Annotated in this window: 14 protein-coding genes; 2 read left to right on the top strand and 12 right to left on the bottom strand. The window is 44.1% G+C overall.

Going from position 1 to position 13158, the window contains the following annotated elements; translation table 11 throughout:
* Nucleotides 1–30: 30 nt before the first annotated feature.
* From AC6R05_RS15840 to AC6R05_RS15870, 7 genes are all read right to left on the bottom strand, one after another.
* The gene (locus AC6R05_RS15840; RefSeq protein WP_500647975.1) at nucleotides 31–585 is read right to left on the bottom strand and encodes a P-loop NTPase family protein; all 555 of its coding nucleotides are present in this window, start codon (nucleotides 583–585) and stop codon (nucleotides 31–33) included.
* 78 nt (nucleotides 586–663) lie between these two features.
* Nucleotides 664–1173 (bottom strand): ClbS/DfsB family four-helix bundle protein, encoded by a 510-nt coding sequence (locus AC6R05_RS15845; RefSeq protein WP_152471002.1) that lies wholly within the window; start codon nucleotides 1171–1173, stop codon nucleotides 664–666.
* Between the two features lie 146 nt (nucleotides 1174–1319).
* The gene (locus AC6R05_RS15850; RefSeq protein WP_500647976.1) at nucleotides 1320–1751 is read right to left on the bottom strand and encodes a hypothetical protein; all 432 of its coding nucleotides are present in this window, start codon (nucleotides 1749–1751) and stop codon (nucleotides 1320–1322) included.
* Between the two features lie 133 nt (nucleotides 1752–1884).
* Complete coding sequence (locus AC6R05_RS15855) at nucleotides 1885–2832, bottom strand: FecCD family ABC transporter permease (RefSeq protein ID WP_500647977.1); 948 nt, start codon at nucleotides 2830–2832, stop codon at nucleotides 1885–1887.
* A 71-nt stretch (nucleotides 2833–2903) separates the two neighbouring features.
* On the bottom strand, nucleotides 2904–3887 hold the full coding sequence (locus tag AC6R05_RS15860) for an ABC transporter substrate-binding protein (protein ID WP_500647978.1): 984 nt from the start codon (nucleotides 3885–3887) through the stop codon (nucleotides 2904–2906).
* Entirely contained in the window at nucleotides 3884–4678 is a 795-nt protein-coding gene (locus AC6R05_RS15865; protein WP_500647988.1) for an ABC transporter ATP-binding protein, read from the bottom strand. The genes AC6R05_RS15860 and AC6R05_RS15865 overlap by 4 nt, the downstream gene beginning before the upstream one ends.
* 206 nt (nucleotides 4679–4884) lie before the next feature.
* Nucleotides 4885–5784 (bottom strand): LysR family transcriptional regulator, encoded by a 900-nt coding sequence (locus AC6R05_RS15870; protein WP_500647979.1) that lies wholly within the window; start codon nucleotides 5782–5784, stop codon nucleotides 4885–4887.
* Nucleotides 5785–5898: 114 nt separating this feature from the next.
* On the opposite strand from AC6R05_RS15870, the gene AC6R05_RS15875 reads away from it, so the two are divergent.
* Nucleotides 5899–7941: an alkyl/aryl-sulfatase gene (locus AC6R05_RS15875; RefSeq protein WP_500647980.1), complete on the top strand. Its 2043-nt coding sequence runs from the start codon at nucleotides 5899–5901 to the stop codon at nucleotides 7939–7941.
* A 92-nt stretch (nucleotides 7942–8033) separates the two neighbouring features.
* Here the strand turns inward: AC6R05_RS15875 and AC6R05_RS15880 are convergent, their stop codons facing one another.
* The 5 genes from AC6R05_RS15880 to AC6R05_RS15900 form a co-directional block, all read right to left on the bottom strand.
* Nucleotides 8034–8330 carry a hypothetical protein gene (locus AC6R05_RS15880; protein ID WP_500647981.1) on the bottom strand — a complete coding sequence of 99 codons (297 nt, stop codon included), beginning with the start codon at nucleotides 8328–8330 and terminating at the stop codon, nucleotides 8034–8036.
* Between the two features lie 43 nt (nucleotides 8331–8373).
* Complete coding sequence (locus tag AC6R05_RS15885; protein WP_500647982.1) at nucleotides 8374–9042, bottom strand: NAD(P)H-dependent oxidoreductase; 669 nt, start codon at nucleotides 9040–9042, stop codon at nucleotides 8374–8376.
* Complete coding sequence (locus AC6R05_RS15890; RefSeq protein WP_500647983.1) at nucleotides 9042–9989, bottom strand: ankyrin repeat domain-containing protein; 948 nt, start codon at nucleotides 9987–9989, stop codon at nucleotides 9042–9044. Before AC6R05_RS15890 ends, AC6R05_RS15885 begins: the two co-directional genes overlap by 1 nt.
* Before the next feature lie 253 nt (nucleotides 9990–10242).
* The gene (locus AC6R05_RS15895; protein ID WP_500647984.1) at nucleotides 10243–11343 is read right to left on the bottom strand and encodes a Fic family protein; all 1101 of its coding nucleotides are present in this window, start codon (nucleotides 11341–11343) and stop codon (nucleotides 10243–10245) included.
* Between the two features lie 232 nt (nucleotides 11344–11575).
* Nucleotides 11576–12466, bottom strand: coding sequence for an EamA family transporter (locus AC6R05_RS15900; protein ID WP_500647985.1), 891 nt, complete (start codon nucleotides 12464–12466; stop codon nucleotides 11576–11578).
* A 97-nt stretch (nucleotides 12467–12563) separates the two neighbouring features.
* Here AC6R05_RS15900 and AC6R05_RS15905 point away from each other — a divergent pair.
* On the top strand, nucleotides 12564–13158 hold a 595-nt coding region (locus AC6R05_RS15905; RefSeq protein ID WP_500647986.1), incomplete at its 3' end, for an aminotransferase class I/II-fold pyridoxal phosphate-dependent enzyme.

Genomic DNA, 13158 nt, shown 5'->3' on the forward strand with positions numbered 1-13158 from the left:
CCTTCTGGGGGATAAGCCGTACTGACCCGTCTATTGTCGTTGCAGCTCTTGTTGTACACGCAACTTGTTTATAAACGTATCGGCATTTTGAGGACTTGTTATCCTAATAAACTCGATATGACTGTACTTCGGGTCATTGAACAATTCGGTGTAGCGAACTCGATTTTTCTTGTACGTTTTCAGTGTCCAAAGAATGATTGAGTCCTTGCTGAGGAAAGATTTTCTAAACGATTCAACATTACCCGTTTTGCCCCATAATTCCTGTTTAGTCATAATGCGGGTCAAAGCCCTTTTCACGGCTTGGAATACTGTTCTTTGAAAAGAGTAATCAACCCAAATGATGGTATCGGCTCTACTCCATTTGATTTCAGACGTTCGAGTGTAGTTACCATCTAGAACCCAACATTCGCCACTTAACTTCTCAATCAAGTTCTCAAAAAACTCTTCATCTGAAGGCTCTTGCCAATTGGGTTTCCAGAAGATCTCATCCATCTCCAAATAAGGGCACTTTAGCTCACCCGCAAGCTTACGGCTGAAAGTACTCTTTCCACTTCCACTAGTGCCTATTACATTGATTCTTTTCATCGTCCGACCTATTTTTAAGCGTGAGTAAACAACACCTTAGTCACATACAAGAAACTTGCAGACCTATTAAATGATTTTCTATGTGAACTCTCGATTGAAACGCCGAACTTTTGTGCGCATATTTTTCATTGGTGACGACGTATTAAACTGAATCATACGCCCCAAAGTCCACTGCTCATACCATGCAACGCCATATAAATCTTGGTCACTTAAACTTGCAACGAGTAAAAGTATCTCGCTCACTGTAGACTCAAGTTCTGCGAGTAAATCATTGTATTTCCAGTCACGATACTCTTCGTGAAAGCTCTCTGCGAGTGGACCCAACTGGTTCCATTTGTAACCTGTTTCGGGGAAATCAACGTGTTGATCTTGGGACTTTAGGCGATACCATTTAAGGACGAGTTTGCCCCAACCGATCAAGTAAGCCACCGTGTCAGAAACGCTAATGACCGTACCCTTCACGTTTCCTTCTACACCCAATTGGCGCGCTTTGTTTTCCGGAATAGACCGATACTCAGCCATGAGCTTCGGAAATATTGAAGTTATAGCTAGCTCTAATTCATCCTTATTTCTTGGTACAGAAGACATTTAAACCTCCATTTAAATCATAACTAGTACCACTTACTCAGCGAATAGGCTTCCATATAAGAGGAGTCGTAATTTCAAGACTCAGAGACCATAAAATACGAGAGAAGGATGGTGACAAACATTAGGTTATTGAAACCATCCTCAGATCAGAGCGAGTCGTAGTAATCACCATTCTTGTGTCGAAAAAATACATTACAATACATCAACTCAAACTGTTCTTTTTCTTTAGATAGAACACGCACGTAAGGATTTAACTCTAGAACAACTGTAGTGGTGCGAGACGATTTAAGGTCTTCATATAACTGTCTTTTTTTGTCTTCATTTTCTGAGTAAGGCATTCGTACAATTATATTTTTATTGCAGTTTGGCGCTGGAATTGGAAACTTTTCTTTAGGAATCAAAACTGAAAACTGTCCACCAGCATTAAATCCATAACGTTCATCCAGTTGGTACTCTCCTGCAACCAGCTCGTACTTCATATGGTAATAATCGAAATACTTACCAGGAGTGGTTTTCACCAAATTTGCATGCGAAAAACCACTGAAAATCATTACGGATATCAGTGTTAAATATTTCATTATGTCCTTCTTTTATTTCAGCGCTCTAGTACATATCAATAAGCGATATACATCAGCCACCACCATACCTAAACTATTGTTACATAACCACTAGCGAAGAAAACGAAAACGCTAAATATTGAAGACCTCGCTATTATTTTCGCCATACAAGATAGAGCACAAACAGCCCACCCAATGCAGCAGTTACAATACCAACGGGCAGTTCTTGTGGTGCTAGTACCGTTCGGCTGACTAAATCTCCGAACAACAGAAGGACGGCGCCCCATAATGCGATTAGAGGTAATGCGCGTTTATGAGTCACTCCAGAAAACGGCCTTACCAAGTGAGGAACCATAAGACCAATAAAACCAACGACACCCGTCAATGACACGATCGAGGCAGTACAGAACGCGCAACAAAGGAATATTTCGCTTTGTAGACGATGAACATTTACGCCAAGAGAGCTTGTCGTCTGTTCACTCACGAGTAAAGTATCTAATTCACGGTAACGCTTGAAGATAAGCACAATTAATAGGAACACACCTAGTAGCGCGAATATGAGATTATCCCAACGAGCGAGTCCTAAACCACCCATTGTCCAAAATAGAATAGAACTCGCGGCTCGCTGATCGCCAGAGTAAATAAGAAAGCTTGTTATCGCACCAAATAAAAATGAGATGGCAAGGCCACACAAGATCAGATTGTCGTTACCCTTTTTCCTTTGCATCGAAAACAGAATAAGAACCGCACCTGCAGAAACAATCCCTCCTGAAAATGCTGCTAATGGCAAGGACCAAACCCCTAAAGCGTCTCCTAACTGAGTAATGACCAATACGGCGCCAACAGACGCTCCGGAAGAGAGTCCAAATAGGAATGGATCGGCGAGATCATTGCGCGTAGATGTCTGAAGCAATGCACCTACCATTGCTAACCCTGCCCCGGCAATCACCGCTAACAGAGCTCTAGGTAACCTTAAATCAAACAAGATACGGCTTGTCATGTCTGGCTCAGCCTTGCTAAACGAGCTAAGTCCAACCATGACTTCTTTAAAGGTTAATGGAACAGAGCCAAACTGTAAGCTCATCACAAAAGCGAGCAGCATGGATGCGATACCTAACACCCAAGCTACTCGATATCTACTATGTAAAGTCAATGGAAAAACAGCCTTGGCAATTATTGTGCGTCAAATGCTACAGCCAGTTTCTCAATCGCATCGATGTTGGCAGGCCCTGGAGTTAGCTGCTCATAGCGAAGCTTTACGTAACGGCTCGACGTCACCGCATTGGTGTGTTTCATAAGAGGGTGCGCTTCAAGGAAACGTTGCAATGAATCCGCCCCACTCGCGGTTTGGTAGTCTAAAAGAATGATGACATCTGGGTTTTCACGAGCCACATTCTCCCATGAAGTTCTAGCCCAACTTGCTTCAATGTTATCCGTAATATTATGTCCACCAGCAGCCTCGATCATGGCATTTGGCATTGCATATTTACCTGCAGTGAAAGGTTTATCTTCACCTGAGTCGAACAAAAACACCTTTGGTGCGTCTGCCTCAGAGGTGGTTTGCTTCTCTGTCACCGCTGCAACGCGCTGTTTCCAGCTTTTGACTAACGCTTCAGCTTTATCCTGTTTATCAAAAATAACACCAAGCTTTTTCACATCGTCATAAAGAAGATCCATAGTCGCTGCTTGCTGATCACCCTGCGTGTGAATACAACTTTCAGAGAGCACCAAAGTATCTACGTTATACGGCTTGAGGGTCTGAGGGGTGACTTCGCCCCCTACTTTCATCCCATAATTCCAACCAGCGAAAAAGAAGTCCGTATCAGCTGCGATCAATGTCTCTAACGATGGATATTTCGGTGCCAGTTCTGGTATCTCACCCAACTCTTTCTCAAAAGAATTCGACATTTTGTACCAGCCAGTGATACCGGTTACGCCAATCATGCTTGGCTGTAAATCTAGTGCAAAAGCCATTTCCGCCATGTTGATATCGTGCACAACTGCACGGCTTGGACGCTTTTCAATGGTGAGTGGGCTACCACAACTGTCTACGGTAACCGGATATACAGTATTGGCTGCATTGGCTGCATTGGCTGCATTGGCTGCAAAGGTGAATGGTAGGCTAAGTAACATACCGGAAATTAAAGGCCACTTCATTGGGCAACTCCTATTATTGGAAAGTCAGGATGGTGATGGGCAGCTTCAAAATGATGAATCATGCTACTCATATGGGGATGTTTGAATGAGATTACGCGCAGGCCAAAAACTGGTGTCATAAAATGGTCTCTCATTACGATGTCAGGCGTTTCGAACGTCACCATTTTTTGGTCAGACATGAGGAGTACTTTGTCTGCGAAGGGGGTGACCAAAGGCAGATCATGCAAAACAGCGACACACGCTATACCACGTCGTTTGATTAGACTGAGTAGCTCTAAGCGAGCAAGAGGATCTAAGTGGTTGGTCGGCTCATCTAAAAGTAATAGTCTAGGTTCTTGAGCGAAGGCGCGAGCTATACTGGCACGCTGTTGCTCTCCACCAGATAGATCACCAAAGTATCGTTCACTTTTATCAGAAAGCCCGACGTCTTCTATTGCTTGATTAACAGCTCTTTCGTGCTCTTTCTTACTGCAACAAAAGGTATGAGGAGTGCGCCCGAGCCAAACATATTCGAAGATGCTTAAACGTGGATCGACATGCTCGTGTTGAGTGACAACCGCAACCCTCTTTGCAAGTTGTTGTTTATCGATACTCTTCATACACTTACCAGACAGGAACAACTGCCCATCTATTGTTTTGTATTCTCCAGTAATCGCTTTTAGTAAACTCGATTTTCCACTGCCATTTGGCCCGATAACGGCAACACATTCTCCTTCAGCGACGCGGAAAGATACATCTGAGACAGCTCTCCAATTAGCCTTACCATTGGCAAACAGCCTTCTAACCGACAAGACAGGTATATCCAAGTTTCCACCCAAAGAATCAAACCCTCAACATTATCGTTACGTTATAACATAACAATAATGTTGAGCATATACCTTTAGAAGTGCATATTTAAGTTAGGGGTTAACTAGGGTATTTATTATATTGCTCTTCGATAGCACAGACTCCGGAGACATCTTGAACTCGAGAACACAAACAGCCGGCTTTTTATCACCTAACCTTCAATCAAATAAGATTTCAGTTTTTCTCTAAGCCAAATATTTGAGGGGCTCTTCTTATCTCGATTATGGACGAAGAGTTGGTATTTAATCGGGAATGTCGAGAATGGCATCGGTATTATTTGCAGTTCTAGCTTATCAGCAAGTTCATTGGCCAAACTGCTTGTCATTGAAGCAATACAATCGCTACTCGATACCATCGACATTTGCCAAATAAGGGATGTGCATTCAGCAGCAACCTTTCTCTCTTTCAGGCTGACTTCGGTGAAATAGTCCGCCAAATACGCCTGCTCTCGACGCAACTTAAGCGTTATATGCTTCTCACGATAGAATTCATCTTGGGATATTGAACCTGTGATCCTCGGATGACCTTTTCTCGCAATAATGCACATTTCGTCATCGAATAACGGCTCTGTAAAGAATGAGCTGGATGTGTGGTTTGAGAACTCAATTGCGAGATCAGCCTGCCTCTGATTGAGGTCATCCATCAATTGTTCTTCATTAGAGCGCGTAGGATGAAGCTCAATCGTAACGTTACCCAACTGATTATCGGCTTCAATTTTCGTCATTAGTCTTAGCATCACTGGTTCCGATGTATACACCACAAATTTATGAGGCGTCTCGGTACTAAACTCTTCCAAGTTTTCCAGCGCATTATTAATTTGTATCAACGCTGGCTCGACTTGACGAATCAGCTCTTGGGCTTGCCTTGTTGGTGCTATCCCTCTACCAGAGCGAATGAAAAGCTGACAGCCTACTTGTTGTTGCAATCGCTTGAGCAAACCGCTAACACCAGGTTGAGTCATCCCCATTTCGTCAGCAGCGAGTGTGATCGATTGATGGCGATAAACAGCGGAAAACACTCTAAGTAGGTTTAAATCGAATTTCTCTAGCATAGTTCATTACATAACAAATCGTGATGTTTGGAATTCATATTCGTTTATGTATTCTTATGTGTCAATCCTCTAAATTTGTCTCATACCAACTTGAGAGACAACACGAGGTTCTCTATGAAAACGACTCTAAACCGTTCTGTACTATCCCTAGCTATCATCGTTTCTTTTAGCGCGACGGCCGACAACGAATATGAATCAATCGAGACATACAAGGGTAAACCTGCAACGGAACATACCATTGCAGCTAACAATGCACTGGCTGAAACACTGCCTTGGCAAGATACCTCAGCATTTGAGCGTTCAGAGCGAGGACTCATCGCAGCGTTTGGTGACCATCGTGTAGGTGAGCTGCGTAATCGCATGTCTCACATGAACGTAGATAGCATTCGTGAAGACCGACCGGATACCGTTAACCCCTCTATCTGGCGCCAAGGTCAAATGAACTATGCCTCAGGCGGCCTTTATCAAGTTACGGATGGTGTCTATCAAATTCGCGGTGCCGACCTCTCAAACATGACAATCTACCGCACTGACAACGGGTACCTTATCCACGATCCACTGCTGCATGATGAAGTCGCAGAAGCAGCGTGGAACTTCGCGAAACAACACCTACCAGCGGTGAACGGCGAGCATAAGATCACCGGTATGATCTATTCACACACTCACGCCGACCACTTTGGTGGTTCAAGAGGCATCATTAACACGGGCGACTTTGTAGAAGGTGCCCCAGTTATTGTCCCTGGCGACTTCATCAAAGAGATGGCGGACGAAAATATCATGGCGGGTAACGCGATGTCACGTCGCGCACAATATCAATACGGCCAGTCTTTAGAAAATGACGCCACAGGTATTGTAGACAACGCACTGGGTATGGGTTTTGGTAAGGGAGCGGTAACGTTAGTAACACCAACAACAGAAATTGTTGAACGCGAAGAAACGCGTGTTATCGATGGCTTAGAGGTTCACTTTATCAATATGCCTGGTGCTGAAGCGCCAGTTGAAATCGTAAACTACGTACCCGCGTACCGTTCATTGAATACCGCTGAACTCACTTACGATGGACAGCACAACATTTACACATTCCGTGGCGCAAAAGTACGTGACTCGTTGGCTTGGTCTAAGTACCTAACTGAACTTAAGATGCGTTTCGTGGACTCTGGTCTTGTGGATAACATCCATTCCGCCCATTCCGCTCCGGTTTGGAACAACCCAGAAACCGAAGAGAATGAAATCGGCCACTACATGGAGATGCAACGTGATAACTATAGCTGGCTGCACAACAACTCGGTGCGCCTAGCCAACCATGGTGTGAAAATTGGCGATGTTGGTCGTTCAATTGAAGAGATTGTGCCAGAGTCACAGAAACAAAACTGGGCATCACGTGGCTATCATGGTTCGTACAGCCACAATGCTCGAGCGATTGTAAACTTGTACTTAGGTTACCTAGACCTGAACCCTGTTAACATCAACCCACTTAAGTCAGTCGACAAATCTTGTACTTACGTGAACGCTGGTGGGGCAGATAATTTCTATAAGTCAGCTAAAGCTCACTTTGATTCAGGTAATTATCAGGAAGCTGGTCAGCTATTGAATGACTTAGTACTGTGCGAGCCAACTAATATCGAATACCGTGAATTATTAGCGGACACATTTGAACAACAAGGCTATCAGTCTGAAACGATGGCATGGCGTAACTCGTACTTGCAAGGCGCAGTGGAGCTTCGTACTAACGAGATCGGAGAGTCTTTAAAGACAGCCTCTGAGGACGTTATCGCAAACACACCGACAACGAACTTCTTGGACTTGGTAGGTGTGCAGCTAAATGGGCCAAAGGCTGAGACGGCAGGCTTGAACTTTAACATGGGGATTTATCACCCTGATATTGAAGAGCTCCATTACATCGAAGTCTCTAATGCTACCTTCTCTCACCTACCTGTGACTGAGTTAGGTTTAGAGAGTTCTATCCCAACATTGGATACAGAGATCATTATTCACAAAGCCGATTTAACCAAAGTGATTACTGGCGAGACGACACTTGAAGCATTATTTGAGAGTGGTCAGGCTGGCCTACGTGGTAATGCGAAAAACCTACAAGACTTAGCGAGTTCTCTAGATAAATTCGACATGAAGTTCGATATTCTTCCGCTAAATCGTTAGTAATAAGTTGCTAATTAAAAAACCTAAAAGAGCCGCAGTGCGGCTCTTTTTTATTTTTAGATAGAGAGAAAGGTCCAGAAAATCGCAACCTCTTATATACAGAGCATGCTTCTGATGATGCGATGTGCCTCTGCAACTTGCTCTGTCTCTCCTGAGAGAATCACATCTAAGGGGTTTCTCCCCTCAAAAAATACACTCTTACTGGCAGTGGTCAAAAAGCTGAGTCGCTGTTTGGGTTCTCGATAAAGTAGCTCTAAACATTCATCGATCGCCACTACATGTTCACTTTGCTGATGCGATGTTTGGTTCTCTAGAAAACGAGTGATTTGACTATCACTTACGCCCCATGATTTCAAAATCTCACTCGCTTTTTGTTGAACTGTCATCATAAACCTCACCAAGTTATCAATTTAACGGCAGAACGGTTCGCCGTTAGTAATGCCCGACTTCAATTGCAGCTTCATCGAAGATCGTTTGTAAACGCTGAGCATAGCTTTCTAGTACTTCAATACGCTCTTGTTGTGTTTTACGTGCAGGCCCAAATACTTTCTGTGGAGCGAGAACCGAAAACCCTGTAAATTCGAACACGCCACGATGTATTGGTCTTAAAATCGCGTCTAAGTCACCATTCCAGCCGTCTTTCTCGTAAAGCTCTTCTGGCCCGCCCATGGTCACACTCACCATGGCTTTCTTTCCTTTGAAGACACCGTTCTCGTAAAATCGGCCCCCGCCATACACTCTGCCCATCGCAAATACACGATCCACCCAACCTTTAAGCGCTGCAGGCATACCGAACCACCAGAGTGGAAATTGGAAGATGACCAAATCGCACCACTCTAGTTTTTGTATCTCTTGTTCTATGCATGGTGAAAAGCTTTGATTCTCTGACGCGTTCACCTCTTCGAGTTGTTGTTTAAAAAACTCAGTATCCATTTCACTATTGAAGTTATGGCGTCCAGATACTGGATCGAAGTTCATCGCGTGTAAGTCCGATGTTTTTACTTTATGTCCAGCCGACTCTAGGGCTTCTACCGAACGGCGAAACATAGCGCCGTTAAAGCTTTGCGGCTCTGGGTGCCAGTAAACAACAAGTACGTTCATTATTTGTTCTCCAATAGTTTCACAATTTCACTATAGCGATATTCTTGTGCAAGCATTAAAGGTGTCTTACCGTCGAAGCCCACTAGATCTGTCATTGCTCCGGCGTCAATCAAGGCTTTTGCTGCAGCCACGTGACCATGCCAAACCGCATCATGCAAAGGGGTATAGCCGTTGTTTGGCCCTTGTGCATTCAATGTTTCCTCAAAACCCGCATAGTTTGATAGCAGCTCAATAACATCAGCATGGCCGTTATAAGCGGCTTTGTGTAAAGGAATGGCTTTCATATAGTGATCAGGAATCGTTTGATCGGCACCATTATCCATAATCACCTTCAAGCTACCTGTTAAGCCATCTCGCGCTGCGACCATTGCAGCGGTGTGTTCATCATTTCCAGACGCAGTAATGGGAAACGTACCGTTGATTGAAGACCAATCTGTCAGAGCATTTAACTTGGTTACGTTTTGCTCATCTACACTCTCATTTTGGCTCACAATATTGAAAGCAAGAAGTGACTGTTCCACCTCAGAACGGCGTTGAGTGTATTGAGAGAACAGCTCACTCATTTCGCGCGCTTGTGCTTTTCCATATTGGTCATCTTCACTGGCACCAAAGTCCAAAAGATCTCTCGCTCTAAGTCCAAACGTCGAAACAATTTCGATATTAACGTCTGAATCGGAAAGTAAACGTTCTACGATATGAGGCTTACGATGCCAAACCGCCACCATTAAAGGCGTAACCCCATGCTTTGGCGTTTGAATATTGATGAAAGCGCCAGCACCAAGCAAAGCATCTACCCACTTAGTGGAAGTCTGTTGCGCTGCAATATGCAGAGGCGTATTACCCATAATAGGATCAAGTTGGTTAACGTCGCTTCCTTGTTGGATCAAACGGCTAAACTCTTCGAAATTCCCTGAAGTAATGGCTTGGTGAAGTTCTGGTAGATTCATAACAGTCTCTATTCAATATTGCTTTGATGCGTTTAGTATCGAACAATTTCTTGTTAACTTGTAGAGCCACTCTAATTACCTTAAAGATAACTGTTAGTTAATGAGATAAGCTCTCGAGGTGTTTTCTTTAGATCAGGTAGGTAGTCGCCACCTTTAGCCGATTGAAGAGGAACAACTTGAAAAGAATAGTTATCACATCCACTTAATGCCAAGCAGATGTGAAAGAGTAGGAATTCGATCTAAGGAACAGAGACTATAATTTGGGTAATTGGTAGCGAGTACTTCGACCACCACCCGTTTTCACTAAACACTCTTGCTCAACCAGTGTGGCTAAGTGACGAGTTGCCGTTGGTTTACTCACCTTGGCTACTTTATGATACTGAGATGTGTTGATGCCATCCGCAAAGTCACCATCAAGCATGCGATTGAGCACTTTAACTTGTTCCTCCACCAGCTTAGTTTGATCGACATGACGCCAAAAGTTGGTCTTGAATACCGTTTGATCGATCTCTTTTAACACCTCATCGAACGTCTCATTCAGTGTATTGAAAAACCAAACAAGCCACGGAGTTATATCCAGAGACCCTTTCTGAGTTTGTTCTAGAATATCGTAATAGCTTTTACGATTGGCCAATATGCCGACAGACATGGCGTAAAAGCGTACCGATTGCTGCTCTGCCTGTGCAAGTGCGAGGTCGGTAAGAAGACGGGTAATTCGACCATTTCCATCGTCAAGGGGATGCAGAGTCACAAACCACAAATGGGTGATCGCAGCTCTTATTAAAGGGTCGAGCGATATCTCTTCTCTGGAATCATTGAACCACTGGATGAATTGGTTTAACTCAACATCAAGTACATCGCGGCCCGGCGCTTCAAAGTGAACGATTGGCCTATCTATTCTGCCAGAAACCACCTGCATTGGCGTGTCACCTCGTAGCTGACCGCCAATAACCGGGTTGAACATGGTGTAGCCTTCAGGAAAAAGTCTGTCGTGCCAGTGTAGAATCCGGTCCAGTGTTAACGGTGTGCTCAGGTTTTCTACTGCATCAACCATGATTTCCGCCAAACCATCCGTCTGTTCAGTGGTCGGGAATGGCCTTTCTTCTGATAAACCCAGTTTATTTGCCAATGAAGAACGCACCGAAAAAGCATTCAGCTTTTCTCCCTCTATGGCACTTGAGTGAACGATATTGGCAAGCAAGGTATCTAACATGCTCTCAGTTTGATCTTGAGAGTGGCTAAACATTTTTCCCAATAGGATTCCTTGGTTGAGACGTGTACGCCTTACCATTGGTTCTATAATATTGTTGTCCCAGTCAAACTGTGGCCAATTCGTTTGTTGCCAGATCCACATACCCATGCCTTGATTCGAAAAATTACCATAATCAAATCACATTATGAGTTGTTTATATTACATAATCAAATCACAAAATGATTAGATTAATGCCATTATTCACCTCATTAAACACCAACCCAACCACCAAAATGAAAAATGCCACCCTCTTAAGGTGGCATATCATTCAATCAATTGCCGCTCGACATTGACTTACTCGTCAAGCTAGTTCCGTGACTATCGCTTCACATGTTTAGTTCGTGAGTGGTTTGCCTGCAGCTTCGATTACCTTCTTACCAGGTTTAACTATCAACCCTATACCGATGAGGAAAAGAACACAGGCAACAACTTGCGCGGTACTTAGCATTTCATCGTACATGTAATACCCAGATATCAAAGCAAAAACAGGTACCAACAGAGTCATCGGTGCGGTCGTGCTCAATGGGTATCGAATTAATAATCGATTCCAGACCCAGTAACCAAACAGTGTTGTTGGATAAGCTTGGAACAGTACAGCAATCGTCGTACTCATATCCCACACTTCAAATGCTTCTGTCACGATGTTTGGCCCGTAAATACTCACCGCAAACATAACCAATGGAATGGGTGCGAATAACATTCCCCATACATTGAACGCAAAGGCTTGAGTGGTTTTAGACGCCTTAACGATCATCCCCATAATGGTCCAGCAAGTCGCCGCTATCATGATGAAGATACCGCCTTGTAACGTAACATTACCGTTGGTTGCTGAAACAAGGACCATCAGTGCAATGAGTGCTGTTATAGCACCAACAACTTTCCTTTTTGATGCCGCCTCTTTATGGATAAATACCCCTACAGCCATACTGATGAGCGCATTTGACGATAGCAAGACCGATGACATACCAGATGATAAGCCAGCTGTAATCGACCACGACGCCATGCCCCAGATACCAACACCAAAAACTAACCCGTAACTAAACAGATAGCGCCATGCAACGTTTGGCCTGCGAATGAAAAAAATCGCGGGAATCACTGCCAAGGTAAACCTCGCAGCGGTGGCTAATAGAGGGTGAACCTCCGTGATACCCATTTTGATCATCGAAAAGTTGAAGCCCCAAATTGCCATCACAAAGATTGCCAAAAATAAATCGTTTCTAACCATAAACTGCCCTCCTTCTTCTTTGAAAAAGAGTATCAATCAAGTACAGTTTCCAGTACAGATACAGTTTTTAACAAAAAAATAAGTACAGTTGGCATCTATGAGTCTTTACAAAACATTGGCGAGTCAGTTTGTTCAGGAAATTGAAGACGGGAAATTAAGCGAAGGGAGTCGTATGCCCTCTTTGCGACAACTGGCAAAACAGCAAGCCGTTAGTATGTCGACCGCGGTAAGCTGTTATCAAGAATTGGAGTCTCAGGGTTGGATCCACTCTCGCCCACAAGCAGGCTATTATATTTCTGCGCGAAGTAAAAAGCACAACACGCCTGAGTGGACGCAGTTTGTCAGCAAAGTCTCTCAAGTACACCAAAGCTTCTCTATTCACTCGCCTTACAACGGGCCACTTGGGATATCCAGCACGACGATTGATGACACCGCGCTGCTCGAGCTCGAACGTAGCTTCCGTCGATCAAGCAAGCGACTGGGCAGCCGACTGAATCATTACCCTCACACTCAAGGCGACCCGTCATTGTGTGATGCTTTGAGCGTTCATTTTTCAAAGTTGGGAATTCATATCAACCCTCAAGACCTTGTCATTACATCTGGCTGTATGCCTGCGATTAAGGCTGCCCTTGAAGCATGTACCCAAGTTGGCGATGCTATCGCGATCAGCTCTCCATGCTTTAGTGGGATAT

The sequence above is a fragment of the Vibrio sp. R11-SG3-ISO9 genome (assembly GCF_059834255.1).

What these genes read in the sequence shown, in the direction of transcription:
- AC6R05_RS15890 (WP_500647983.1), bottom strand. Translation starts at nt 9,989, where the DNA reads ATGAATCTACCAGAACTTCACCAAGCCATTACTTCAGGGAATTTCGAA.
- AC6R05_RS15850 (WP_500647976.1), bottom strand. Translation starts at nt 1,751, where the DNA reads ATGAAATATTTAACACTGATATCCGTAATGATTTTCAGTGGTTTTTCG.
- AC6R05_RS15885 (WP_500647982.1), bottom strand. Translation starts at nt 9,042, where the DNA reads ATGAACGTACTTGTTGTTTACTGGCACCCAGAGCCGCAAAGCTTTAAC.
- AC6R05_RS15860 (WP_500647978.1), bottom strand. Translation starts at nt 3,887, where the DNA reads ATGAAGTGGCCTTTAATTTCCGGTATGTTACTTAGCCTACCATTCACC.
- AC6R05_RS15880 (WP_500647981.1), bottom strand. Translation starts at nt 8,330, where the DNA reads ATGATGACAGTTCAACAAAAAGCGAGTGAGATTTTGAAATCATGGGGC.
- AC6R05_RS15840 (WP_500647975.1), bottom strand. Translation starts at nt 585, where the DNA reads ATGAAAAGAATCAATGTAATAGGCACTAGTGGAAGTGGAAAGAGTACT.
- AC6R05_RS15900 (WP_500647985.1), bottom strand. Translation starts at nt 12,466, where the DNA reads ATGGTTAGAAACGATTTATTTTTGGCAATCTTTGTGATGGCAATTTGG.
- AC6R05_RS15875 (WP_500647980.1), top strand. Translation starts at nt 5,899, where the DNA reads ATGAAAACGACTCTAAACCGTTCTGTACTATCCCTAGCTATCATCGTT.
- AC6R05_RS15845 (WP_152471002.1), bottom strand. Translation starts at nt 1,173, where the DNA reads ATGTCTTCTGTACCAAGAAATAAGGATGAATTAGAGCTAGCTATAACT.
- AC6R05_RS15870 (WP_500647979.1), bottom strand. Translation starts at nt 5,784, where the DNA reads ATGCTAGAGAAATTCGATTTAAACCTACTTAGAGTGTTTTCCGCTGTT.
- AC6R05_RS15855 (WP_500647977.1), bottom strand. Translation starts at nt 2,832, where the DNA reads ATGCTGCTCGCTTTTGTGATGAGCTTACAGTTTGGCTCTGTTCCATTA.
- AC6R05_RS15895 (WP_500647984.1), bottom strand. Translation starts at nt 11,343, where the DNA reads ATGTGGATCTGGCAACAAACGAATTGGCCACAGTTTGACTGGGACAAC.